This window comes from Burkholderia sp. AU27893 (assembly GCF_002223205.1).
Taxonomy (GTDB): Bacteria; Pseudomonadota; Gammaproteobacteria; order Burkholderiales; family Burkholderiaceae; genus Burkholderia.
On sequence record NZ_NKFD01000004.1, the window covers coordinates 254,161 to 279,496 of the forward strand.

The window sequence follows — 25,336 nt, forward strand, 5'->3', positions numbered from 1 at the left end:
CGATCAATCGTCGTAAGTACGGTTATCAGAGGTTCTTTCGAATCGGACGAGCGAGGCAATAGGCTTCATTCCTTTGTTGTTCAACGTCTTGTTGCGATCCAGGATCGTGCCCCACGCTTTGAAGGAACTTGCATAGTCGTCCAGGTCTCCCGCTCCGTTGGTATGAAGCCCCCAAAGCTTCTTTCGCAGCGGCTTCGTGATATCGCTGTTTTCGTGACAAATATTGAGTTCGCTATCGACATTCATGCTTCGGATGTTCACATTCGCGGACCCGAGCGTCATGAATGCGTCGTCGACCGTCATCAGTTTGGCATGGACGTATACCGGCAACCAATTGTCTGGGTGGGAGTCGGGCGCCACGAGCGTGCAAATATGTATCTTAAGCCCGGGTACGTCCATGGGGGGCGCATCCGGGCGGATGTTCGCATTGGCGCGCTTTTTCCGCTGCACTTCGTCCAGACCGATCTGAATATCCTGCTGCCGAGACTGGCTCGCCTGATAGTAGTTTGCGGCACCTTGCATCGCCATCCCGTCAAACGGATTCACTCCCTGGGATTGCATTTTTTGTAACGACGCCTGCTCTGCAGCAAGCTGCGACTCCAGCGAGTGCTGCTGCGCGGTGAGCTGGTCATCGACGGCTTTCTGCTGGCCCGTCATGCCTTCCTCACGCTCCAGCAATGCGACGCCCGGCATCGTGTTTCCGTATCCAAGCGAATTCAACATTTGGTACGTTCTCACCGTTCCGTTGCCGACTGCCGCATCGCTGGAGTTCGTAATCACGAACAGATAGATTGGCCCGTCCTGGCCGACATCCCGGCCCCATCGGAGATGCGTGGTCGCGACATTCTTGATTTTCGTTGCGAGTTCCTGCCAGCGGAAATACTGATTCTGGATGAATATGTACTGCGTCGCGTTGTTGATCGCCTGCAGGTACATTTTCCCGATGTCGCGCTTGCCCTTCTGCGACTGCGTGCGCAAAACCTGCGCCCTCACTTTGAGATCGTCAGGTGAGTCAGTGCGGATCTTTTGCTTCCCGGCTTGCCCGGCGCGCAGCTTCGTCAGATTTTGCCCCGTCGCATCGTCCCATGCTTCGCAGAAGTTCTTGTTCAGGTCCTCCAGGATGGGACCCGTTACGCGACTCGATATGTCCTGCCACGGACAGGGGCCATTGCGGCCCGTGCTCGGCGTCTTGGGGTCGTAGTGGTGATCGTCGGTATCCCAGTACTGGTCCAGCATGTTGTGACCCATGACGAAACCGGTGGCCAGATCGGGATCCTCGTAATCGATCAACACCATCTTTTGGTGATGCGTCGGCTCGGAGCCCATGCCCTTGGCCGCGCCGCGTTTCATGGCTGCGTTCCAGTCGGACTTCGAGCCATAGTTCCAGACCCTGCCGATGATTTCGGCGCGTTCGGAAAAGCTGAACCCGCGCGTCGCGATCTCGATGTTGGTCATGGCCTCCTTTCGATGCAGGAACTTGGTCGGCACGTCCGACAGGGACGTGAGCGACTGGACCGCCTTTACCGGGGCCATGACCACGTCATCGACGACGCGATTGGCCAAGGACGCCGATCCGCCTCTCGTAACGTTGTTCAGATTGGCTCGTCTGTACCATTCCGTATCGAACTTGCGCTCTTCCGCTGTCTGGTAGTCGGGTGCCATCAGGGGATGGCTGTCGTACATGTTCTGGCTAAAGCTTTGTTTGAGGCGCGTGATGCCGTCGAAGCCCGGCATGTTGTTTTCGCTCAGTTCGGCCACGTAAAGGTCATCGTGCCAGCACAGCAATCGTACCTTGCAGCCTTCCTTGCCCTTTTGCTCAAGCAGCGCACCAATTCGCATGCCGGAACCGTCACGGCGAAAGTACATGGACGGCTGAAAGCCCCAGCAAATGATGTCGATCGAATGCTTGGCGCCTGCGATGGCATCGTATACAGCCCGAAACGCGGTTTCGCCATTGACCAATGGCCGGAAGGATCCGGACTTTGGACCATATTCCGTGTTTTGCACATACCAGGGGAGGCAGACATTCGCGGCCGATGTCTCGTTCTGGGCGATGGGCGTGGTGATCTTCTGGTTTGGCGTCGCCATGGCCTATGCATCCGATGAAGGGTTGAGCAGGTCGCTGTAGAGTTGCCGGTGTGCGGCGCGATCGAGGGCGATCGCGTCGCCCTCGGGGAGCGTTTCGTGAAACTGGAAACCCTGATTGGCGAGCGCGCCATTGGCCGCGTCGCGGTAGTCGCCCGGTACCGGAATGTCGTGCGTGACGCCGTTAGCCATCTCCAGCGTGTATTTTTGCGTGGTGACGTGATGGTCGATCGGCAACTGGCCGGTACGGTCCAGCACGCCTTGCTTGACCAAAGCGCCATCAGCATAGAGCTTGTACGGCATGCCTGCCGGCACCACGCTGGTGGCGGATGGGGATGCCATCGTATTTAACGTCAGGCGTCGCGTCGGTAGATTCTTGAACGCCGGATTCGTCACATCCATGCGGGTCGGGCCGCTGAACGTGAAATCGGCACCCTTGAAATCGAGCCTGCCTGGCGCATGAATCTCGATGTTGCCGTCCTTGATCCGGATGTATGCGCCACCCGACGTCAGCAGGATTTCCTGTTGTGCGGAGGCTTGAACCTTCTCTGTTGCCGACGCGAGCAGCAGGGACTTTTGCGCGGTGACCTCGACGTTATCCGCGTGGGCCTGCACCTGAATCTTGCCTTTGGCCGCGAACAGCTTCATGCCGGCGTTCTGCACAAACAGGCTCAACTTCTCGGTGATGCTGGCGACCAGCGATCGTCCCGTTGCGATGTGCGTGCTCTGGCCGCTGACGAGATTGACATGCTGATCTGCCGCGACATGTGCAGACTTCTGAGTCGACAGTGCGATGCCTGCCGGTGCGGCGACCAGAATCACGGGCTGTTTGAATACGCTGGCCTTTCCCGTTCCACCGCCTGCCGTTACGCCGCCGCCGCCCGTGGCCCCTGTTTCGCTGTGAGTGGTTGCATCCGCAAAGGCATGCAATGCCGCATGCCCGTCCTTCAGGCTTTCCGCGCTTGCCGTTTCGCTAGCTTGCGAGAGACCGTCGAGCACGTTGGCAGAGCTTGTCAACTGGTTGGTGGCTGCGCGCGTATCGAGCGGCTGGTTGGCCACCGGATGAGTTGATACGTAGAGTCCGCGGCCCGAACGCAATGCCCCATATGCGTCCGAGCTGAGATCGAAACCGCTGCCGAGATAGTCGCCCCGAGCGTTGCCCGTGTGGTTGATCAGGTAGCCGAGATGCAATTGCGCATTGGTATTGCTACTGTATAGCTGCACACGGTTCTGTCCGGTCGAGTCGTCCATCACCATTTGATTGAATCCGGTTCCCGAAAACTCACGGGACCGATAACCTGACAGCAGGCCATTTGAATGCCATTGTGGCTTGGTTGCGCCGTTGTAGACACGAAGCAGTGCGATCGGCCGATCGATATCGTTGCCGATATGTCCGATGAGCAGTTCTTCACCGGTGCGTGGCATATGGACGCCACCGTAGCCGTCTCCTGCGTCGGACTGGGCAACGCGCACCCAGCACGATGCGCGTTCGTCGCCGTCGTTGTGCCGATCCCACGTGAAAAGAACCTTGATGCGATTCAGATCGTCGGTATACGCTTCCTGGCCACTCGGGCCGACCACGATCGCCGATTCCAGTTTGGCCTCTGGCTTGAGGTGTTCGAACGGACTGCGATATGCGACGGTGGTGCGCTGCGCTTCAAGCGACACACGATAAAAGCCGGTCGAACCATCGGCGTGCGGGACCGAGAACAGGCCACCGGGGTCGTCGTCCTGCACGTTCTTCAGTACGTGATACAGGCTGTGCGGGAAGTTCGTCTCGTACTTGGAGAGCGGCAGATTGTTGACGATGGCCCATTCGACGTCGATCACGGCGAATTCCCGCTGGTTCGCTGGATCGAGGTCGTGCTCGGGATGACCGGTCATCGTGAATCGTCGTCCCGCGTCGGCTCGACGCAGGTTTGCCACGCCGTGATAGCGCTTGGCTTTCGATTCCCACTCCTCCATGCGGAGTTTGGACAGATGGTCGCCGCGATCCTGCTTCGGATAGGTATAGGCGCCCGTATATTCGTAGACTTCCATCTGCGCGGGCACATCGCCTTGATGAGCCATCGTCGGAATCGATGTCGCCTTCGGGTTGGCCGGTGTTGGCGGGTTTTTATAGTCGAACGTTCGCGTCGACAGCAGCACGGACTGCAGCGTGCGTGTCGCCGACCATTGCGTGAAGGTGTCGGCCTCGCCATGGGCGCCGGCACGCGAAAAGGCGACTGTCGGGGGAGACAGCGGCTCGAGCACTTCGAGGCGATCGGTGATCACCAGCGTGTGTGATTTGCCGTCGATCGCCTGCCTCCAGATACCGTATAGCCCTTCTGATTCCAGAATGCGGTGCACGAAGTTCCAATCGGTTTCGTCCTGACGGCAGTACGAACGCGACGGCAGTGGTTGCGCCAGTTCGAACCGATACATACCGCGTGCTTGCGGATGTTGATCCAGTACGTCGGTGATGATCGCGTCGGCGCTTTGGTCTTGCCAGTGACGCTGGTCGCGACGGAACTTCAGGAAATGCATCCAGGATGAGAAGTGCAGTTGGTAGCCGGTCAGCCCGCCGTCTTCGCCCAGTCGCCGGGCTGTGTGGACATACCCGTGATGCGGGAGATAGGACCGGTCGGTCTGCTGGATCCAGAGCGTGACCGGTTGTGAAATCAGCGTCTTGAGAGGGACGTCGCGCGAGAGCGATACGCAATCGACCATGAACAGGTAATCACGCCCGATGCGCGAATGTCCGATGATCTGGTGGGGAATCAGCACGTCGGTGCCGATCGGCGTATCGAGCTTAAGAATACGTCCCTCTTGGGACAGCCCTCCCGTCATTGTCCCAATCATGCTTCGCGCATCCATGCTGACTCTCTCTCTCGTTATTTAGGCATATCGCGCGATTCTACGCGCGCTGAAATTAAATATGAAGAGCGCGCGCTGGATGTTAATTGGTGGTATCGGAACTTTGTCGGACGAAGTATTTTTTTGATTTCTCACGATAGATCAATGGCATGAAGAGGTTTTTCTTCCACTTGATGAATGCTCGTTTACATGGAGACGAGTTGCGGGTGATTGAAAGTCATTGTTAAGTGAATTGATTTTGTAAGTATTCGGTTTGGTTAATGTTGGGGATGTTGGGTATTCTGCGGGCATCTATTTTGTTTGGTAATTGAAAGAATGAAAATTGCGGTTTTAGAGAGTCATCGCCTGTGTGCAGCCCGTACTCCTAATCTAATTCGATACTCCAACTTGATTTTGAGAACGATCGGTTCTAATATCGCCTTCCATGAGCCTCACGCCGACATCTTCCGGCGCCCGCGATAGGGGGCGCCCACGCGAATTCGACACCGACGAGGTGATCGATGCGGCCGCACGCGTCTTCTGGGAGCAGGGATATCACGCGACGTCGATCGACGCGTTGTGCGAGGCGACCGGCGTCTTTCGCGGCAGCCTGTACCGAACCTTCGGCGACAAGCACGGGCTGCTGGTCGCCGCGTTCGACCGTTATGCGGAAGGTGCGATCGCGCGGCTCAAGGAGCGCCTCGCGACGGATCTGCCGCCGCGGCAGGCACTCCGGGAGGCGCTGCTGTACTACACGGAAATCGGTGTACGGCTGTCGGAGCGACGCGGCTGCTTCATCACGAATTCGGCCGTCGAACTCCTGCCCGGAGACGACGCATTACGCCCATACATCGAATCGACGCTGCTGCGCATCGGCACGCAATTCAGCCTGGCCGTCGCACGCGGGCAGCAGTCGGGCGATTTCGACCGGAATCTCGATCCGGAAGCGGTAGGCCGGTTCCTGCTGTGCCTGATCCAGGGCATGCGCGTGCTGGGCAAGTCGAGTGCGTCGGAGTCGGAGCTGGCATCGATCGTCGATATCGCGATGCGGGCGCTGGCCTGATATTTTTTTGATAATTTTGAGAATGATCGGTTTCAAATGTGGAGCGTGCTGGATGCCCGCATCGAGACCGTGAAGGGCAGGCGAGAACAGCAAGGAAGGTAATAAGACGCTGCCGCTGCGCACATCAGCACCGGCATCATTTTTCAATTAATTTGGGAATGATCGGTCATGAATAACGCAACTCCCGCAACACCTGTCGCGAGCGCGTACGGCAAAGGCATCGTCGCATGTGTGACCGCGACGATCCTGATGGGCGTGATGTTTCCGGTAATGACTGATGCGCTGCGCTACATCGATCCCTTTACATTCACGTCGCTGCGCTATCTGGTCGCCGGCATGGGCTTCCTGGCGTTGCTGGGGATCGTCGAAGGCCCCGGCGCTTTCCGTTCGGCAGGCGAGCACGTGGCGCTCGCGTGGCTGCTCGGGTCGATCGGCTTTTGTGGATTCGGGTCGTTTGTATTCCTGGGCCAGCAACTGGCCGGCGACGAAGGCGCGCTGACCGCGTCGATCATGATGGCGACGCAGCCGATGATGGGGCTCCTGCTCAACGCAGTGGTGCGGCGCGTCGCGCCCGCGCCGGTGTCGGTGCTGTTCGTCGTGCTGTCCTTTACCGGCGTGGCCCTCGTCATCACGCGCGGCGACGTGATCGCCGCGCTGCGCGAGCCGCAGCACTATGCGGCCAACGCACTGATCATCGTCGGCGCGTTGTGCTGGGTCGTCTATACGTTCGGCGCGGCACGCTTCACCCGCTGGTCGGCGTTGAAATACACGACCTTCACGACGTGGCTCGGCTTGACCACGATCGTCGCGGTCAACCTGCTGCTGATCGTTACGCACCGGATCGCGGCACCGTCACTTGCCGCGGTGCAGGCGGTCCTTCCGCATCTCGCGTACATGGGGCCGGTGGCCGGCTTCGGCGCGATCCTGCTGTGGATGACGGGCAACCGGATTCTCGGGCCGATGAACGGCGTGCTGTTCATGGACATCGTGCCCATTACGGCATTCGCCGTTTCCGCATTCACGGGCGTCGTGCCCAATCATGCACAGATCGCAGGCGCCGCGCTGACCGGTGCGGCGCTGATCCTGAACAACCTGTACCTGCGGCGCAGGGCGCGTCGAATCGGCACGACGCCCGCGCGCGTGCCGTCGGTTTCCACATGAGCGTCGCGCCTTCGCGTGTTACGAAAACACCACCGTCCGATCCCCGTTCAGGAACACGCGCCGCTCGATGAACGCCTTCACCGCGCGCGCAAGCGTCAGCGATTCGACATCACGCCCCACCGCAAGCAACTGCTCCGGCCGCAGCGCATGATCGACGCGCTCGACTACCTGCTCGATGATCGGGCCTTCGTCGAGATCGTCGGTGACGAAGTGCGCGGTCGCGCCGATCAGCTTCACGCCGCGCGCATGCGCCTGGTGATACGGCTTCGCGCCCTTGAAGCCGGGCAGGAACGAATGATGGATGTTGATCGCGCGGTTCGCGAGCTTCGCGCTCGTCTCCTGCGACAGCACCTGCATGTAGCGCGCGAGGATCACGAGTTCGGCGCCGCTCGATTCGAAGAAGTCGAGCCACTGCGCCTCCTGCTGCGCCTTCGTCTCGGCCGTGATCGGGAAGTGGCGGAACGGCAGCCCGTGCTGCGCGGCGAGCGGCTCGAAGTCGGGATGGTTCGACACGATGCCGACGATGTCCATCTTCAGCTCGCCCATCCGCCAGCGGAACAGCAGGTCCGCGAGGCAGTGCTCGAGCTTCGACACCATGATCAGCACCTTGGGCCGCGCGTTCACGTCGTGGATCGCCCACTGCATGTCGCCCTGCTCGCCACCGAGGCTGGCTGCGATCGGTGCGAATTCGTGGCGCAGCGCATCGATCTGCAGCGTTTCATCCGTCGGATGAAAGACGCAGCGCACGAAGAAGCGGTTGCTGAGATCGTCGTCGAACACGTTCAGCGCATCGACATAGCAGCGATGGCGATCGAGAAAGCCGACGACGGCGGCGACCTGGCCGGCCGCGCTCGGGCACGACAGTGTCAGGACGAATTGATCGGGGCGGTGCTCGGCGGTCATGAGACTCCTCGGATGGCATGGGCGCACGGCCGTGCGGCGGCGCACGAAGGCGCCGCGCCGCGCGGGTAGCGGGAGGCTCAAGTAAATCAGGACGATTTCGGGGCGGATAGAACCAACGCGCCGTGTGGCTGGTATCGGCGCGCCAGCGCGCGGGGGCGCGCTGCGCCCGTCACGCGCTCGCGCACGCGTCGAGCAGCCAGCGCCGGAACACGTGGGTCGCGTCCGGCTCGGGCCGTTGCGGCGGCCGCACCAGGAAGTAGCCGCGCGACGTGACGACCGGCGCGTCGACGGGCTTCACGAGCTGCCCCGACGCGACGAGTTCGTCCACGAGCGGCGACCAGCCGAGCGCGACGCCTTCGCCGAGCAGTGCCGCATGGATCACGAGCGCGTAGCTGTTGAAGGTCACGCCGCGCGCGGCGGCGGCCGTATCGAGGCCGTGCGCGTCGAACCAGCCGGACCACGACAGCCAGCGCTCGGGGCGCGTCGGCTGCACGTGCAGCAGCGGCAGGGCCAGCAAGTGCTCGGCCCGCGCGACGTGCGGGTGCGCGTCGCGGAACGCCGGCGAGCAGACGGGCGTGACCGATTCCGGAAAGAGCCGTGCGGCGGTGCACGACGGCCAGTGGCCGTCGCCGAACAGGATCGCGATGTCGCCATGGTCGCGCTGCGCGTCGTAATCCTGTGACGTGACGACGCGCACGTCGACATCCGGCATCACGCGCTTCAGCCCGGCCAGGCGCGGCATCAGCCAGTAGGTCGCGAAGCCGAAGTCGGTAACGATCGTGAGCGCACCGTGCTCGCGGCGCGCACGCAGGGTCGCGGTCGCGCCGCGCAGCGTGTCGAGGCTCATCCGCACGGCTTCGTACAGGCACTCGCCGTCGGCCGTCAGCGTGACGCCGCGCGGGCTGCGCTCGAACAGCGGCACGCCCAGTTCGGCTTCGAGCTGGAACACCTGCTGGCTCACGGCCGGCTGGGTGGAGCCGAGCTCGCGCGCGGCGGCCGTGAAGCTCGCGAGCCGGGCGGCCGATTCGAACGCGCGCAGCGCCTGCATCGACGGTAACGGTTCGGATTTCGACATAAGTCTCTCTAATGGCCCCATAAGGGCCGGACACCTACCCGCGCGAATTCGGGTAGGGGATAGTGCTTCGGACGGTGCGGTACCTGCGCTTCGCGGCCTGCTTCAAAGCCCGCTTCACGGGCACCGCGCCACGCATTCCGCGATTCTAGCCAGCGCGGCCCGCCCGTGCGGCACTTTCGCCGAGCTGCTTCCGTCATGCCGGACGTCCCGCTGCGCGAGCGGCGCGCCGCTCCATTCGAACACCGTTTTCCCCACGACAGCCGATGACGAACCCGACACCCAACATCCTGATCCTGATGGCCGACCAGCTCACGCCGTTCGCGCTGCCGGCCTACGGCAATCGCGTCGCGCGTACGCCGACGCTGGACCGTCTCGCCGCGCAAGGCGTGGTGTTCGACGCCGCGTACTGCGCGAGCCCGCTGTGCGCGCCGTCGCGTTTCTCGCTGCTGACGGGCAAGCTGCCGTCGGGGATCGGCGCCTACGATAACGCCGCCGAATTGCCGGCGCAAACGCTGACCTTCGCGCACTACCTGCGCGCGGGCGGCTACCGGACGATGCTGTCCGGCAAGATGCATTTCTGCGGGCCCGACCAGCTGCACGGCTTCGAGGAGCGCCTCACGACCGACATCTATCCGGCCGATTTCGGCTGGGTGCCCGACTGGGACAGCCCGACCGAGCGGCCGAGCTGGTATCACAACATGAGTTCGGTGCTGGAGGCCGGCCCGTGCGTGCGCACGAACCAGCTCGATTTCGACGACGAAGTCACGTTCGCGGCGAAGCAGAAGCTGTACGACGTCGCGCGCGAGCGCGCGGCCGGGCACGATGCGCGGCCGTTCTGCATGGTCGTGTCGCTGACCCATCCGCACGACCCGTATGCGATTACGCGCGACTACTGGGATCTGTACAGCGACGATGAAATCGACATGCCGGCCGTGCGGCTCGATGCAGCGGAAAGCGATCCGCATTCGCAGCGGCTGCGCTTCGTCTGCGAGAACGACCGCACGCCGCCCACCGATGCGCAGATCCGCGCCGCGCGCCGCGCTTACTACGGCGCGACATCCTATGTCGACACGCAGTTCGGCAGCGTGCTGACCGCGCTCGAACAGTGCGGATTCGCCGACGATACGATCGTGATCGTCACGTCCGATCACGGCGACATGCTCGGCGAACGCGGGCTCTGGTACAAGATGACGTTCTTCGAAGGCGGCTGCCGCGTGCCGCTGATCGTGCATGCGCCGGGCCGCTTCGACGCCGCGCGCGTGCGCGGGCCCGTGTCGCACGTCGACCTGCTGCCGACGCTCGTCGACCTCGCCGGCGCTGCGCCGGCCGGCGGCTGGCCCGACCCGGTCGATGGCGCGAGCCTCGTGCCGCACCTGCACGGCACGCCGACGCACGACGTCGCGCTCGGCGAATACCTGGCGGAAGGCGCGGTCGCGCCGGTCGTGATGATCCGCAGCGGCGACTGGAAGTACGTGCATTGCCCGCTCGATCCCGACCAGCTGTACAACCTGTCGGACGATCCGCGCGAGCTGACGAACCTGGCCGGCGCGCCGGAAGCGGCCGACGTGCTCGCCGCGTTCCGCGCGCAAGCCGCGCGGCGCTGGAACCTGCCGGAGCTGGACCGTCAGGTGCGCGCGAGCCAGCGGCGCCGGCGCTTCCATTACGCGGCCACGACGCAGGGCCGCATCCAGGCGTGGGACTGGCAGCCGTTCACCGACGCGAGCCAGCGCTACATGCGCAATCACATCGAACTCGACACGCTCGAGGCAATGGCGCGGTTTCCGCGAGTCGGGCGCTGAGCGTACCGCATCGCGATCATTGACGAACGACGGAGGAAGCGAACCATGAAACGGCAACGCAGTGCAGCAATCCGAAGGATCGGCGCGGCGCTCGCCGCCGCCGCGTGCCTGATGACGACGCAGGCCGCGCACGCGGCCGACCCGCAGACGTGCAGCGACGTGAAGATGGCGGCGCCCGGCTGGACCGACATCGACGCGACGAACGCGATGGCGGGCGTCGTGCTGAAGGCGCTCGGCTATCGGCAGGACGTGGCGAACCTGTCGGTGCCGATCACGTACCAGGGGCTCAAGAAAGGGCAGGTCGACGTGTTCCTCGGCAACTGGATGCCCGCGCAGGCGCCGCTCGTGAAGCCGTTCGTCGACGAGAAATCGATCGACGTGCTGCACGCGAACCTGAGCGGCGCGAAGTTCACGCTCGCGGTGCCCGATTACGTGGCGGCCGCCGGCGTGCATACGTTCGCCGATCTCGCGCGCTATGCGGACCGCTTCGGCGGCAAGATCTACGGGATCGAGCCCGGCGCGCCCGCGAACCAGAACATCAAGCGGATGCTGTCCGACCACGTGCTCGGGTCCGCGAACTGGTCGCTCGTCGAATCGAGCGAGACGGGCATGCTGACGCAGGTCGAGCGCGCGGTGCGCGACAAGCGCTGGATCGTGTTTCTCGCGTGGGAGCCGCATCTGATGAACACGAAGTTCCATCTGACGTATCTGTCGGGCGGCGATGCGTATTTCGGTCCGAACTACGGCGGCGCGACGGTCAACACGGTCACGCGTGCCGGGTTCGCCGGCCAGTGCACGAACCTCGCGCGGCTGTTCCGGCAGATGACGTTCTCCGTCGACGTCGAGAACCGGATGATCGCCGACATGCTCGACCACAAGACGTCGCCCGCGCTCGCGGCGCAGCATGCGCTGAAGGCCGAGCCCGCGCTGGTCGCCGGCTGGCTCGACGGCGTGACGACGGCGGCCGGCGCCCCGGGCCTGCCGGCCGTGCGCGCCGCCCTCGACGGGCGCTGATTCCCTCCCTCCGGGCGGCCGGTTTTGACCGTGCCGCCTGTCTACGTATTTTCCCGATCCGTCGCATCGTGACCATTTGGTGTCGCCTTCAGACGGGTGACCGGAAATATGGGTTTGTATTTTTCGCCAATGGCTGCGTTATTGCGGAAAACGAAATGCCGAAGCCAGCGGGGCGGTCTGAATTGGAATCCACCGGCGCATCGCGGCACGCGCCGGGACGAGATTCTATCCATCGAACGGTTCAGGGAGGGTGGTCGACAATGAAGCAAAAGAAAGTTGCCGTAGCCGCCGCGCTTGCATGCGCGGCCTGTATTCCCGCCATTGGGCATGCGCAAAGCAGCGTGACGCTGTACGGGATTCTCGACGCGGGCATCACGTACGTGAACAACACGGGCGGTTCGCACGTGGTCAAGTTCGATGACGGCGTCGCCTACGGAAACCGCTTCGGCCTCAAGGGCACCGAAGATCTCGGCGGCGGCCTGAAGGCCGTGTTCACCCTCGAGAGCGGCTTCCACCTCGGCAACGGGCAACTCGGCTTCGGCGGCGCGGAATTCGGCCGCCAGGCGTATGTCGGCCTGCAGAACGACTGGGGCACGCTGTCGTTCGGTAACCAGCTCGACATCACGAACGAACTCGTATCGATCTACAACATCTCCGCGTGGGGCAGCGGCTATGCGATCCACCAGGGCGACTTCGACCGCTTCAACGGCGACCGCCTGCCGAACTCGGTGAAGTTCCTGTCGAACGATCTCAGCGGCTTCAAGTTCGGCGCGATGTACTCGTTCGGCAACGTCGCGGGCAACTTCCATCGCAACAGCGCGTGGAGCGCGGGCGCGAGCTTCACGAAGGGCGATTTCTCGATCGGCGCCGCGTACACGCGCCTGAACAACCCGAACGGCATCTATGCGTTCGACCCGTACGCGATGATCGGCACGCACACGTTCCTCGGCCAGCAGACCGTCACCGTCGATCCGGCGACCGGCGCACGCACCGACCTGTTCGCGAACACCGCGATGGACGTCGACAGCCAGGGCACGTTCGGCGTCGGCACCAGCTACACGATCGGCAAGCTGACGCTCGACGCCAACTACTCGTACACGACGATCAAGGGCTTCGGCCAGTCGTCGCACATGCAGGTGTACGAAGGCGGCGGCCTGTACCAGTTCACGCCGGCGCTGAGCCTCATCGCGGGCTACCAGCACACGCGCTTCGAAGGCCACCACTGGAACCAGGGCACGGCCGGCCTGCACTACCTGCTGTCGAAGCGCACCGACATCTACATCTCCGGCGATTACCTGCGCGCGTCGCAAGGCGTCGATGCGGTGGTCGGCTACAGCTTCACGCCGTCGACGACGCAGACGCAAGCCGACGTGCGGATCGGGATGCGGCATTCGTTCTGAGCGGGATGGGGTGGGGCAGCGACGTCTTCAGCGAGCGGTCTCTCTTTGGCGCGAACCTCGGTTCGCGCTTTTTTTTGCCGGGCGTGACCGGGCACGAAAGCCGCCCGGCCCGTGCCGGCAGCCTGGCTACCGCCCGGGGAACGGCGGTCGGACGGTATTGACCATTGCCGTCTATAGGCGCTAGCATCGTCCACATGCTGAATCGCGCCCTTTCCCTCTCCTCGTTCATCCGTGCATGTTGTCAGAACATGCCAGGGGGAAGTTGCGTCTAGCGCATTCGCTAAACATTCAAGCAATCGCCTTCCGGCCGCCTGTGATGCAAGACAGGCGGCCTTTTTGTTTTTGGGCCCACCCCTTCGGGACGGAGAAACTCGATGCCGCTTGCGCTGTATGACACCTGGTCGCGTACCGTGCGCCCCTTCACGCCTATCCGGGCCGGGCAGGTCGGCATGTATTGCTGCGGCCCGACGGTTTACGACGACGCCCACATCGGCAACCTGAGAACCTACGTGTTCGAGGATCTCCTGCGCCGTGTACTGGCGCGCAACGGCTACGCGGTCCGGCACGTCGTCAATATCACCGACGTCGGCCACCTGACGTCGGATGCGGACGAAGGCGAAGACAAGATGGAGAAGGGCAGCCGTCGGACCGGCGAATCGGCATGGGCCATCGCGCGGCGCTACACCGAGGCGTTCGTGCGCGACTGGCGCGCGCTCAACCTGCTCGAGCCGACGGTGTGGTGCCGCGCCACCGATCACATCGCCGAACAGATCGCGTTCATCGAGACGCTCGACCGGGGCGGCTACGTCTATCGGACGGACGACGGCCTTTACTTCGACACCAGTCGGCAGGACGACTACGGGTATCTCGCGCGGCTGGACCGCGCGGGGTTGCAGGCGGGCAAGCGGGTGGCGCTGGGCGGGAAGCGGAGCATCACGGATTTCGCGTTGTGGAAGTTCAGCCCGGCCGACGTCAAGCGGCAAATGGAATGGGACAGCCCGTGGGGGCGCGGCTTTCCGGGTTGGCATATCGAATGCTCGGCGATGTCGGCGAAGTATCTCGGGACGTTGTTCGATATCCATTGCGGCGGCGAGGATCATATCGCCGTGCATCACAGCAACGAGATCGCGCAGACGCGGGCGGCCCACGGCACGCAGCTCGCGAACTACTGGATGCACGGGCACTTCCTGACGCTCGACGCCGATACGAAGATGTCGAAGTCGAGCGGCGATTTCGTTCGTCTGCAGACCTTGCAGAGCCGCGGTGTCGATCCGCTCGCGTACCGCTACCTGTGCCTGACGGCCCACTATCGAAGCAAGCTCCATTTCACCTGGGCGTCGCTCGACGCGGCGCACACCGCGCTGAATCGGCTCAGGCACCTCCATGCCGGCTGGCCGGACGGCGGGCGCGTCGACGCGGATTTCGCCGCGCGATTCGATGCCGAAGTGAACGAGGACCTGAATCTGCCGAGGGCGCTCGCGGTGCTGTGGGACCTGGTCAGGAGCAACCTGCCGCCTGCCACCCTGAAAGCGACCGTCGACAGCTTCGATGCGGTGCTGGGTCTCGGGTTGCGCGAATGGCGGCCGGTTGCGTTCGACGTTCCGGAACATGTCCGCGGGTTGCTCGGTGAGCGTGAGCGCGCGAGGGCGGACAAGGACTGGGCGCAGGCCGACCGGATCCGGGCAGCGTTGAGCGCCGAGGGCTGGAGAGTCGAGGACACGCCGGAAGGGCAACGCGTGTTCGGCTTCGCGACGGATTCGAGCGATACGGGCGGGCCGCCGCAGTAAAGCGCGCGGGCCGCCTGTATCGAAAGATCCTGTAGCCAGGCATCCACCCGGCGGCCGCGCTCGACATGGCCGCAGGAATCGTCGGCACTCACGCCTGCGGCCGGTTTTCCGCGGTTGGCATATCATCGCGCTTTGGCCGCGTCGGCACCGTTGTCGCGCGCACGCGTCGGCGTGCGGCGTCGTTTCTCGAACGGTACCGGCGCGCAGCGCCGCCTGCCGAGACTTCGATGACCGACTCCGTGCCCGACCCCAGTCCTTTATCCCCGTTACCCGCCAACCTGTTCCGCCATGTCCCGTTCCAGCGTTTCTGGGGCACGCGCGTCATGTCTTCCCTGGCGTTCCAGATCCTGTCGGTTGCCATCGGCTGGTACGTCTACGCACTCACGCACAGTGCGTTCGCGCTGGGCCTCGTCGGTCTCGCGCAGTTCGTGCCGATGTTCGCGCTGACGCTCGTCGTCGGGCAGGTGGCCGACCGCTACGATCGCCGGCGCATCGCGACGATCTGCCAGGGCGTCGAGGCGCTGGCCGCCGGCGTGTTCCTGCTCGGTGCCACGCAAGGGTGGCTGGCCGCACCGGCCGTCTACACGCTCGCGGCGATCGTCGGCACGGCCCGCGCGTTCGAGTCGCCGTCGGTGTCGTCGCTGCTGCCGGCCGTCGTGCCGCGTACCGACCTGCCGCGCGCAACCGCGCTGTCGACATCGGCGAACCAGGCCGCGCAGATCCTCGGGCCCGCATTCGGCGGGCTGCTGTATGGCGTGGGCGCGCCCGCGGCGTTCGGCACGAGCGTCGTCGCCTTCGCGATCGCGGCGGTCCTGAGCGGCACGATTCCGCTGCGCAGTGCGCCGCCCGCCCGCGAGCCGGTCACGCTGCGCTCGGTGTTTTCGGGGATCGCGTTCATCCGGCGCGAGCCGGCGATTCTCGGCGCGCTGTCGCTCGACCTGTTCGCGGTGCTGTTCGGTGGCGCAACCGCGCTGCTGCCGATCTACGCGCGCGACATCCTGCAGGTCGGGCCGTGGGGGCTCGGTGCGCTGCGCGCGGCGCCCGCGGTCGGCGCGCTCGCGGGCACGCTGTGGCTCACGCGGTTCCCGCTGAAGGGGCGGCCGGGCCGCGCGATGTTCGGCGGCGTGATCGCATTCGGCATCGCGACGATCGTGTTCGGGTTGTCGCGGCACTTCGCGCTGTCGCTCGTGGCGCTGGCCGCGCTCGGCGCGTCGGACGTCGTCAGCGTCGTCGTGCGGCTGTCGCTCGTGCAACTGCGCACGCCCGACGACATGCTCGGGCGCGTGAGCGCGGTCAATTCGCTGTTCATCGGTACGTCGAACCAGCTCGGCGAATTCGAGTCGGGCGTGACGGCCGCATGGTGGGGCGCGCCCGCGGCGATCGTCGTGGGTGGCGCCGCGACGATTGCGGTCGCGCTCACGTGGATGCGACTGTTTCCGCAGCTCACGAACATGAAGTCGCTCGAGCGCGACGCGTGACGTGACGTGGGGTGCGGGATGCGTCCTGCGTCACGCATACGGTCGCATCGAAGCGATCAGAAGATCTGGTGACCGAGCCACCATCCGCCGGCCGCGAACAATGCAGCCGCAGGCAGCGTCAGCACCCAGGCCCACACGATGTTGCCGGCCACGCCCCAGCGCACGGCCGACAGCTTCTGCGTCGCGCCGACACCGACGATCGCGCCGGTGATCGTGTGCGTGGTCGACACCGGAATGCCGAGGAACGACGCGAGGAACAGCGTCATCGCGCCACCCGTTTCCGCACAGAAACCACCGACCGGCTTGAGCTTCGTGATCTTCTGGCCCATCGTGCGCACGATGCGCCAGCCGCCGAACAGCGTGCCGAGGCCCATCGACAGGTAGCACGCGCCGATTACCCACGCCGGCGGCGCATCGGCGGTCGCCGACGCGTAGCCCGACGCGATCAGCAGCATCCAGATGATGCCGATCGTCTTCTGCGCGTCGTTGCCGCCGTGGCCGAGGCTGTACAGCCCCGCCGACAGCAGCTGCAACCGGCGGAAGCGCCGGTCGACCTTGCTGGGCGCGGTACGGAAACACAGCCACGACACGCCGAGCATGAACAGCGAGCCGAGGATGAAGCCGAGCAGCGGCGAGATGAAGATGAACGCGATCGTCTTCAGCAGCCCGTCGATGTTCAGCGAGCTCCAGCCCGACTTGGCGAGCGCCGCGCCGACGAGGCCACCGATCAGCGCGTGCGACGAGCTCGACGGGATCCCGTAGTACCACGTGATCACGTTCCAGCCGATCGCACCGACCAGCGCGCCGAAGATGACGTAGTGGTCGACGATCCCGGGGTCGATCGTGCCTTTACCGACGGTCTGGGCGACTTTCAGGTGGAAGATGAAGTACGCGATCACGTTGAACGCGGCCGCGAACACGACGGCCTGCTGGGGCTTCAGCACCCCGGTCGACACGACGGTGGCGATCGAGTTCGCCGCGTCGTGAAAGCCGTTCATGAAGTCGAATACGAGCGCGACGAGCACGAGTGCCGCGACCATCCATAGGGCGAGTTGTATCGAATGCATCTTGTTGATTCGCTCACGCGTTTTCCAGCACGATGCCTTCGACGATGTTCGCGACATCCTCGAATTTGTCGGTGATCCGTTCGAGCAGGTCGTAGACGCCCTTCAGCTTGATGAGCGTCTTCACGTCGATGTCGTCGCGAAAGAGTTTCGAGATCGCCGATCGCAGCACGCGGTCGGCGCGGGTCTCGAGCGCGTCGATCTCTTCGCATGCCTTGAGGATCTGCGCCGACTCTTTCATGTCGGACAGCAGGTTGACCGCGATCTGCGTCTGCAGTGCAGACTGCACGACGATGTCCGCGAGTTCGCTGGCCTCCTCGGTGACCGACTTCAGGTCGTAGACCACGACGGTGGTCGCGACGTCCTCCATCAGGTCGAGGATGTCGTCCATCGTCGTGACGAGCTTGTGGATCTCGTCGCGATCGAGCGGTGTGATGAACGTCTTGTGCAGCAGGTCGATCGCATCGTGTGCGAGCTTGTCGCCGGTTCGTTCGGTGGTCTGGACGTTGGCCATGGCCAGCTCGGCATCGTCGAGATTGTCGAGGAGCATCTGAACTTCGCACGCGGCGAGGACGATGTGCTGCGCATGCGTGTCGAACAGGTCGAAGAAACGGTTTTCGGCGGGGAGGAAGCGTCCAAGCATGGATTCTCCGGGGAAAAGGTGAGCGGGATGACGCCGGTCAGGCCGCGCACGGGCGGCATAGCGCGCGGTTACCGAACGCGACGTGCCGGCCTTCGGCGAGTGCGCGCAAGTCCAGCGGCCGCTGGTTGACGATCGTGCTGGCGTGCCCGGCCGACAGGTCCGGGTTGACGAAGTACATCAGCGACTTGCGCGGTGTGCGGGTGCGCGGGCGTTCGACGGCGTGCTGCATCGCCGGCACTTCGCCGTCGGTGAGCGCCTCGAGCAGTGAGCCGGCCAGCACGATCATTTCGTCGGGCCGCGGCAGCGCGGAAAGCGGCGACGAGTCGGGGAGCAGGATCAGGCCGGGTGCGGTCGGCCGGATGAACGACAGCAGGTGGCCGTCTTCGTGCGGATCCTGCAGGTACGCGCGGTCGTGGCTGCCGTGATGCTGCTCGTACGCGCAGAACTGCAGGTAGGAGCTGTGCCGGACCGGCGGCTGCGGCGTACCGCCGAGGTTGTCGCATACCGCATCGAGCAGGTCTTGCGCGATCGTGTGGATGCAGGCTTCGTAGGCGGCCATCTCGCGGTAGAACGCGGATTTGGCCAGCGCAAAGCCGTGATGTGCGTCGCGCCGCGCAACCCAGTAGCAGAACCGGTCGCACAGATCGGGGCGCTCGGGCGTATGCGAGTATTCGAGCCCGAACGGCAGGAAGCCGTCGGTCTGGTCGGGAAACGAGAACGCGTGCTTTTGCTTGCGATCCAGCTGGTCATAGGCGGCCGCGAGGCGGTCGAAATGCATGAGCAGTGCGCACGGCATCTTGAAGTAGACGTAGCTGTCGCGGATCAGCCGGCTGGCATGGAGTTTCATACGGTTGTGCATGGTGTTCTCCCGGTACATCGGACATGGCGTGGCGCCGAGCGCGGGCATTGCCGCGTGACAGGCGCATGAGAAGGCGGGGCGTGGCGGCGCGACCCGGTCGGCGTCATCGCGGCGTGCGTGACGAAGCCGCCGTGGATCGACGTAAATGACCGGTGGGGTGGCGACGCGGGAGAGCGTCCTGGCGGCCGTGGTGTGCGAACCGGTGCGGCCGGTTCGGCTGAGCGGAGAGATCGAGTCGTTTCATGCGTGCTCCAGGCGCCGGACTGCACACGGCGGGAGCGTCATGACGTCAACGACGGACGAGCGCTTCCCGCCGCGCCGCGTCGGGCGCGATCGGCTGATAAGTGGCTGGGAGTCGGGGGTTCGCCGGCAGGGCGTACGAACGCGTGCCGGCGCAGCTTAATCGGCTAGGGTCGTCGTCCATTTCGAACTCCTGTCTATTGATGCAGCGCGTGCGTGAACCTGGGCCATGCACGCGCGGGCATGCGGCCGGATACACGCACGCGACGCGGGTCACGTACGGACACCGCCCGGGTGTCGAGCGGCAACTGAATTGTCGAGTACGGGAATTTCGGATCGACGGCAGGCCGATCCTGAAAGACACCGCATCCTGCTATCCCGGGATGCGGCAGAAGACAAGGCTCTGCGAAGCTTCCTCAGGCGGCAGTCAGGTTGGTGCAGGACCAACTACAACTCGCATCGGTAGGCACAGAAGCCTCCATGAATGAAAACGAGTGCGATGGTAAGAGGGAACCGCGCGGCGCGTCAATCGAAAACTTCGCGTGGTTTTCGCGCGGGGTTCGCCTGCCCGTGGCGTCGGCGCGGGCGGGCAGCGTTGCCGATGCACCGGGCCGATTTCGGCATATCGGGCAACGCCCGTCGGGCCGTGACGGCGGCGCGGTTTTCGTGCTCCGCGCTGGCGCCAGCGCCGGGCCTCACGCGGGTTCGACGATGACGGCCGTGCCGTAGCAAATCACTTCGGTCACACCCGAACCGATCTCGGTCGAGTCGTAGCGCATCGCGACGATCGCATTCGCGCCGAGCTTGCGCGCATCGGCGAGCATCTTGTCGAACGCATGCTCGCGCGCCTTCTCGCACAGCGACGTATAGAGCGTGATGTTGCCGCCGAAGATCGTCTGCAGCGACGCACCGAACGACCCGACGATCGAGCGCGAGCGCACGATGATGCCTTGCGCGACGCCGAGCGAGCGAACGGTCGTGTGGCCGGGCAGGTCGAACGCGGTCGTCACGCGAGCGGGCGAAAGATCGTCGAGGGAGCGGGGGGTATCGGTCATGACGGGACGTGGGTAGCGGAGTGGTCGAACGACGATTCTATCCGGACGCGGGCGCGAAGCCGGCAGCGAGACCTGAGCGATATCGCGATGCCGCAGGTTGTCCGATCAAGAGGCGGCATTCTTTAAAAAATGTATCGGCGAATGCCGGCAGCGGCCATTGCAGCTGCGATGAGCACGCATCGTTACCGGATCCTGGCCGCGCGCGTTCGACCGAAGTCGCCGGGAAGGAAGCACGCGCACGCGCCACCTTCCCGGCCGCACGCCGTCAGGGCTTCACGGACGTCCCGCCATCGCCACCGAGATCGACCGCGTAGGCCAGCGCCAGCTTGCCGAACTTCAGCGCATGATTCGCCTGGCGATCCGAATTTTCCAGCGTGTCGTTCACGGTATGGATATACGGGCTGTCGTTCTGGTCGGCCTCGAACGGGAACGATGCCGGGTACCCTTGCGCATTCCACGACGCATGATCCGAGCATGCATACCCGCACTGCGACGTGCCGATCGCGAGTTCCGGCAGGTAGGTCTTCGCCAGGTTCGTCAGGTAGGTGTTCTGCGACGCGTTCGTGTAGTCGGTGATCAGGTAGATATCTTTCGGGTCGCCCTTGTAGTTCGTCATGTCGAGCTGCAACACGCCGACCACGTTCGCATTCTGCGCGCGGAACTGCTTCGCGATCGCTTTCGAGCCGAGCAGCCCGGCTTCCTCGGCTGCATACCCGACGAACTTGATCGTGCGATTCGGCTTGTAGTGGTTCGCCAGCAGCACGCGCAGCGCTTCGGTGAGGCTGGCGATGCCCGATGCATCGTCGTCCGCGCCGGGCGAGCGCGTGTTCTCCGTCGTGCGGCCGACCGTCGAATCGAGGTGGCCGCCCAGCACGACGGTGCCCGCGGCCGGATCGCTGCCGCGAATCGTCAGGATTACGGATTTCTGCGGAAAGCCGGTGTGCGCGAACTGTTCGACGGTGATGTCGGCGCGCGAGCCCGCCAGCTGCTTCCACTGCAGTGCGAGCCAGTCCGATGCGGCGACGCCGTGCGACGTCGTGTAGTAGCGGTTCGTGAAGCCGGACAGCGACGTGATCGTGCCGACGATGTTGCTGGCCTGCAGCTGCTGGATCCACGTGCCGATCTGCGGCGCGTTCGATACCTTGTACACGGCGGCGGCCTGTTTCGCGAGCGTCGGCGGCAACGGCTGCAGTGCCTGGCGCGCGTCGTCGAACGAGTCGTGCACGACATAGCCGGGCCCGTGGCCGCGCGTGTGGTGGACGGCATGGGCCAGCTCGCCGAGCCGTGAATCGTCGATTTCGACGACGTGAACGACTTCGCGGCGCGCGGCGCCGTCGGCCGTCTTGCCCGCGTCGAGGGTCGTGCTGTACCGCGCGGTGGCGCCGGCATCGATGCGTTGCAACTGGCGGAACGCCGCGTCGCCGAGTGTGATCCACACCGGCGTCGCATGCGCGGCGGCGGTCAGCAGCATGCCGCCCAGCGCGGCGCTCAGGCGGGTCAGTTTCAGAGTAGGCATGTTCGATCTCGTGAGGATGGCGATGTCGAGGAAGGGGGCGCGCCGCAGGTCGTGCGACACGCCCACGCCTGCTGCGGAATTACGACTTCTTCGGTACGGTCACGCCGTACGTGCAACTCTGGTTGTACGCATTGCCGATCGCGGTGAGCTGCGCGCTGCTGTAGCCGAGCGCGGACGCCGCCGTCAGCACGGCCTGCGCGGCGGCCTTCTGGTTGGTCGAGCTGTTGGTCATCGACAACCCTTTCAGGAACGCTTTGTCCATCGCCTGCGCGCCGATCGCGTCGCGCGCAACGAGGTTGCACGACGCCCAGTACTGGCCGGCCGTATGGATCTCCGCGCCGCGTGCCTGCGCGTAGGTGCGCCCGACGTTCCAGTTGGTCACGCGGCCGCCCCAGAACTCGTTGTGGCCGTCCCAGTTGTAGACCCAGTGGTATTGCGCATCCGACGGGCTCCACTGGTTGAAGTCGCGGCTGTACGCGGCGGCGAGATAGTCGCCGGTGCCTTCCGACAGCCCTTCCTGTTGCGACAGGCCGCCGTTCGTCACCCAGTCGTGGATGCCATGGCCGAGCTCGTGGATCACGACGTCCGCGTCCTCGGCATCGTCGACGCCGCCTTGCCCGAAGGTCAGCCGGCCGCTGCTCGACGAGTACGACGAATTGTCGTCGCCCGATTCGCCGTGCGGGTCGTACTGCACGCCGCCCGTGTACTGGTACGGCAACGCCTTGATGCCGAGCGTCTGGTTCACGTAACGCAGGAACGTGTCGATGTGGTAGTACGCGTTCACGGCCTCGAAGTACAGGTTGCCGCGCGTGAACTCGAACGCGGGCGTCGTCTGCACCGGGCACGCCTTGTCGAGCGGCGCATCGAAATCCACGCATACCGCATACGGGCCCGACAGCGAATAGCGCCCGCCCGACTGCGCGAGATCCTTCAGCGCGACGCGCACGCGTGCGGCGGTGAGCTGCGACGAATCGGCGTCGTTGTTGTCCTTGAATCCCGTGCTGCCGTAGCTGCTCCTGGTCGGCGACAGCGGGTCGGGCCGGAACACGAAGCCCGTGCCGTCGGTCGCGTAGAACGCCTTGTCCTCGGCGCGCAGCACGTCGCCGCTGCCCGAGTCGATCAGCAGCTCCCAGTCGCCTTTCGGGCCGTCGTTCGGGCGGCCGCGCACTTTCCACGCGGTATGCGTGCCGGCCTTGTCGACGAACGCCACGAGCTGCGCATCGAGGTTCGAGAAGCCGCTCACACCGAGATACGCGCGGGCGCGGTCGAGCGCCTGCTGCTGGTCGACGGCCTGCGCCTTGCGCGACGTCGCGACCACGCCGTTGATCGTGTTGCTCGCGACGTACAGGATGCGGCCGTCCTTCGCGACCGTCACCGCGATGTCGCTGCCGTACACGGGCAAGCCGGCCGCCTGCTGCTGCAGGCGCACGACGGTGAAGTCGGCGTCGGTGCGCTCCGACGTGACGACGAGGCTCGCGAGCGCGGTCGCGTCGAGCCCGAGCTGCGCGGCTTGCGACGCGACGAAGTCGCGCGCGGTGGCGGCGGGCGTCGTGGCGGTTTTCTTCGCGCGATACGCGGGGTTGTACAGCGTGACCGCGACGCCGTCCGCGCGGAACTGCCCGGCGGCCGTATCGGCCTTGGCGGCCGGCGGCGCGACGCCGCGCGTCAGGCTTTCGCGCAGGCTCGTTGCTTGCGGGTTCGACACTTTCGTATCGGCCGCGGTGCCGCCGACGATGCCGAAACCGAGCGCGAGACCCAGGGCGAGCGGCAGTGCTTTGCGTGATGTCTGCATACGTGATCCTCATCTCAACGGTGGGATACGCCCGCGCGTTCGTGGCGCGCAGGCACGACACGGCCCGCGCGCCGGCGCGATGGCGCCGGTGCGGCGAAGCGGTGTTGGGAGTGTCGACTGACTAAGGAACCCTAAATGTCAGGTCGAAATGAAACAGGCAGGCGAAGCGGGGGAGAAGCGGGAGAAGAAGCGAACGGCAGGCAGGTGCGGCGACGGCGAAGCGAGCATCGTCATGTCATACCCCTCGGATCGGATCGATATCGGTGGCAGCCCGCATGGCGCGACGCACGTCGCGATGCGGCATGCATGTCGTTAGGCTGCCTATCTAACTTTTTTTGGTATGTTACAGAATATTTTCAACGACATTCCAATTTATTTTCGACGACCGCTTCGGTCCGTCGATCAATCGTCGGCATTGTTCAGCGAGCGGCGGGAATCGCTGCCGGAACGCGCAATTCCGCGCCGGATTGTGCGTGAAACCGGCGACGATCAGCGCGTCGCGCGCCGGTCGTTGCGCGGGCTCAGCCCGAATCGCGTGCGATACGTGCGCGAGAAATGCGACGGCGATTCGAACCCGCACGCGACGCAAACCGACGTGATGCTCATGTCCGTCTGCTGCAGCAGTTCACGTGCGCGATCGAGGCGCAGGTTCAGGTAGAAATGGGTTGGCGTGTCGTTCAGCGTCGCGCTGAACAGCCGTTCGAGCTGGCGGCGCGTGATCGACACCTCCTGCGCCAGCGCATCGGAGCCGAGCGGGTTTTCCATGTGCCGCTGCATCGTGCCGATCACCTGGATCAGCTTGCGGTTGTGCACGCCGTAGCGTGCGGCGATCTCGAGCCGCTGGCTGTCGGAGCGCTGCCGGATCCGGCTGACGACGAACTGCTCGGAGATCGCCGCCGCGAGATCGGCGCCGTGCCGCCGCCCGATCAGGTCGAGCATCATGTCGATCGACGCGGTGCCGCCCGCGCACGTGATGCGCCGGTCGTCGATCTCGAACAGTTCCTGCGTCGCGTTCAGGCCAGGGTAGCGTTCGCGGAACGCGGCCAGTGCTTCCCAGTGCAGCGTGAGCGGCTGCGACGCGTCGAACAGCCCGGCTTCCGCGAGCACGAAGCTGCCCGTGTCGATGCCGCCGAGCGTAGCACCATGACGGTGCTGGCGGCGCAGCCAGTCGCCGATCGCGCGGGTGTAGCACACGAGCGGATCGAAACCCGCGACGACGAATACCGTCTCGACCTTGTCGACCTCCGCGCACGCGGCCTCGGCGGCGACCGGAATGCCGTTGCTCGCGGCGACGGGCGCGCCGTCGGCGCTGATCACGTGCCAGCGATAGAGCTCGGTACGAAAACGGTTCGCGACGCGCAGCGGCTCGACCGCGGACATGAAGCCGAGTGCGGAGAAGCCGGGCAGCAGCAGGAAATGGAAATCCTCGGGCATCGGGGCAGGAGATGGAATCCGGTGGTCGTCGCGCGTCGTGCGGGGCGGCGAGCGGCCGGGCAGGCTCTGCGGCCGGTTCGCGCACGCCGAACGGTCAGCGGGAGATTATCGCGGGTTTTGCGTGGGCTCAGCG

At 64.7% G+C, this 25,336-nt stretch carries 18 protein-coding genes; 7 read left to right on the forward strand and 11 right to left on the reverse strand.

Features of this window, described 5'->3' with window-relative positions; translation table 11 throughout:
• Positions 1-3 precede the first annotated feature (3 nt).
• Both CFB47_RS21045 and CFB47_RS21050 read right to left on the reverse strand, forming a co-directional pair.
• Positions 4-2,088, reverse strand: a complete 2,085-nt coding sequence (locus tag CFB47_RS21045) for a phosphatidylserine/phosphatidylglycerophosphate/cardiolipin synthase family protein (RefSeq protein ID WP_089462151.1) — start codon at positions 2,086-2,088, stop codon at positions 4-6.
• A gap of 3 nt (positions 2,089-2,091) precedes the next feature.
• Positions 2,092-4,941, reverse strand: coding sequence for a type VI secretion system Vgr family protein (locus CFB47_RS21050; RefSeq protein ID WP_089441778.1), 2,850 nt, complete (start codon positions 4,939-4,941; stop codon positions 2,092-2,094).
• Between the two features lie 424 nt (positions 4,942-5,365).
• Here CFB47_RS21050 and CFB47_RS21055 point away from each other — a divergent pair, with 424 nt between their 5' ends.
• Both CFB47_RS21055 and CFB47_RS21060 read left to right on the forward strand, forming a co-directional pair.
• Entirely contained in the window at positions 5,366-5,983 is a 618-nt protein-coding gene (locus tag CFB47_RS21055; RefSeq protein ID WP_089462152.1) for a TetR/AcrR family transcriptional regulator, read from the forward strand.
• 168 nt (positions 5,984-6,151) lie between these two features.
• A complete protein-coding gene (locus CFB47_RS21060; protein WP_089462153.1) occupies positions 6,152-7,144 on the forward strand; it encodes a DMT family transporter in 993 nt (330 codons plus the stop codon).
• An 18-nt stretch (positions 7,145-7,162) separates the two neighbouring features.
• Here CFB47_RS21060 and purU read toward each other — a convergent pair whose 3' ends face one another.
• Both purU and CFB47_RS21070 read right to left on the reverse strand, forming a co-directional pair.
• Positions 7,163-8,047, reverse strand: a complete 885-nt coding sequence (gene purU, locus CFB47_RS21065) for a formyltetrahydrofolate deformylase (protein WP_089441781.1) — start codon at positions 8,045-8,047, stop codon at positions 7,163-7,165.
• 169 nt (positions 8,048-8,216) lie between these two features.
• On the reverse strand, positions 8,217-9,122 hold the full coding sequence (locus CFB47_RS21070) for a LysR family transcriptional regulator (RefSeq protein ID WP_089441782.1): 906 nt from the start codon (positions 9,120-9,122) through the stop codon (positions 8,217-8,219).
• A gap of 263 nt (positions 9,123-9,385) precedes the next feature.
• On the opposite strand from CFB47_RS21070, the gene betC reads away from it, so the two are divergent.
• The 5 genes from betC (at position 9,386) to CFB47_RS21100 (ending at position 16,600) form a co-directional block, all read left to right on the forward strand.
• Positions 9,386-10,921 (forward strand): choline-sulfatase, encoded by a 1,536-nt coding sequence (gene betC / locus CFB47_RS21080; RefSeq protein ID WP_089462154.1) that lies wholly within the window; start codon positions 9,386-9,388, stop codon positions 10,919-10,921.
• A gap of 45 nt (positions 10,922-10,966) precedes the next feature.
• A complete protein-coding gene (choX, locus tag CFB47_RS21085) occupies positions 10,967-11,935 on the forward strand; it encodes a choline ABC transporter substrate-binding protein (RefSeq protein ID WP_089462155.1) in 969 nt (322 codons plus the stop codon).
• A gap of 260 nt (positions 11,936-12,195) precedes the next feature.
• Positions 12,196-13,335 (forward strand): porin, encoded by a 1,140-nt coding sequence (locus tag CFB47_RS21090; RefSeq protein WP_089441785.1) that lies wholly within the window; start codon positions 12,196-12,198, stop codon positions 13,333-13,335.
• A 374-nt stretch (positions 13,336-13,709) separates the two neighbouring features.
• Positions 13,710-15,122 carry a cysteine--tRNA ligase gene (cysS, locus tag CFB47_RS21095; RefSeq protein WP_089462156.1) on the forward strand — a complete coding sequence of 471 codons (1,413 nt, stop codon included), beginning with the start codon at positions 13,710-13,712 and terminating at the stop codon, positions 15,120-15,122.
• Between the two features lie 227 nt (positions 15,123-15,349).
• On the forward strand, positions 15,350-16,600 hold the full coding sequence (locus CFB47_RS21100) for an MFS transporter (protein ID WP_089463499.1): 1,251 nt from the start codon (positions 15,350-15,352) through the stop codon (positions 16,598-16,600).
• A 56-nt stretch (positions 16,601-16,656) separates the two neighbouring features.
• On the opposite strand, the gene CFB47_RS21105 is transcribed toward CFB47_RS21100, so the two are convergent.
• The 7 genes from CFB47_RS21105 to CFB47_RS21135 form a co-directional block, all read right to left on the reverse strand.
• Positions 16,657-17,667 (reverse strand): inorganic phosphate transporter, encoded by a 1,011-nt coding sequence (locus CFB47_RS21105; RefSeq protein ID WP_089462157.1) that lies wholly within the window; start codon positions 17,665-17,667, stop codon positions 16,657-16,659.
• A 13-nt stretch (positions 17,668-17,680) separates the two neighbouring features.
• Positions 17,681-18,307: a DUF47 domain-containing protein gene (locus tag CFB47_RS21110; protein WP_089462158.1), complete on the reverse strand. Its 627-nt coding sequence runs from the start codon at positions 18,305-18,307 to the stop codon at positions 17,681-17,683.
• Positions 18,308-18,344: 37 nt separating this feature from the next.
• Positions 18,345-19,154: a 2OG-Fe(II) oxygenase family protein gene (locus CFB47_RS21115; protein WP_179258966.1), complete on the reverse strand. Its 810-nt coding sequence runs from the start codon at positions 19,152-19,154 to the stop codon at positions 18,345-18,347.
• A gap of 947 nt (positions 19,155-20,101) precedes the next feature.
• Positions 20,102-20,461, reverse strand: coding sequence for a YbjQ family protein (locus CFB47_RS21120; RefSeq protein WP_089458737.1), 360 nt, complete (start codon positions 20,459-20,461; stop codon positions 20,102-20,104).
• Positions 20,462-20,726: 265 nt separating this feature from the next.
• The gene (locus CFB47_RS21125) at positions 20,727-21,977 is read right to left on the reverse strand and encodes a M20/M25/M40 family metallo-hydrolase (RefSeq protein WP_089463500.1); all 1,251 of its coding nucleotides are present in this window, start codon (positions 21,975-21,977) and stop codon (positions 20,727-20,729) included.
• Positions 21,978-22,056: 79 nt separating this feature from the next.
• Positions 22,057-23,769 (reverse strand): M36 family metallopeptidase, encoded by a 1,713-nt coding sequence (locus CFB47_RS21130; protein ID WP_089462160.1) that lies wholly within the window; start codon positions 23,767-23,769, stop codon positions 22,057-22,059.
• A gap of 489 nt (positions 23,770-24,258) precedes the next feature.
• Positions 24,259-25,203 (reverse strand): GlxA family transcriptional regulator, encoded by a 945-nt coding sequence (locus CFB47_RS21135; protein ID WP_089441811.1) that lies wholly within the window; start codon positions 25,201-25,203, stop codon positions 24,259-24,261.
• Between the last annotated feature and the right edge of the window lie 133 nt (positions 25,204-25,336).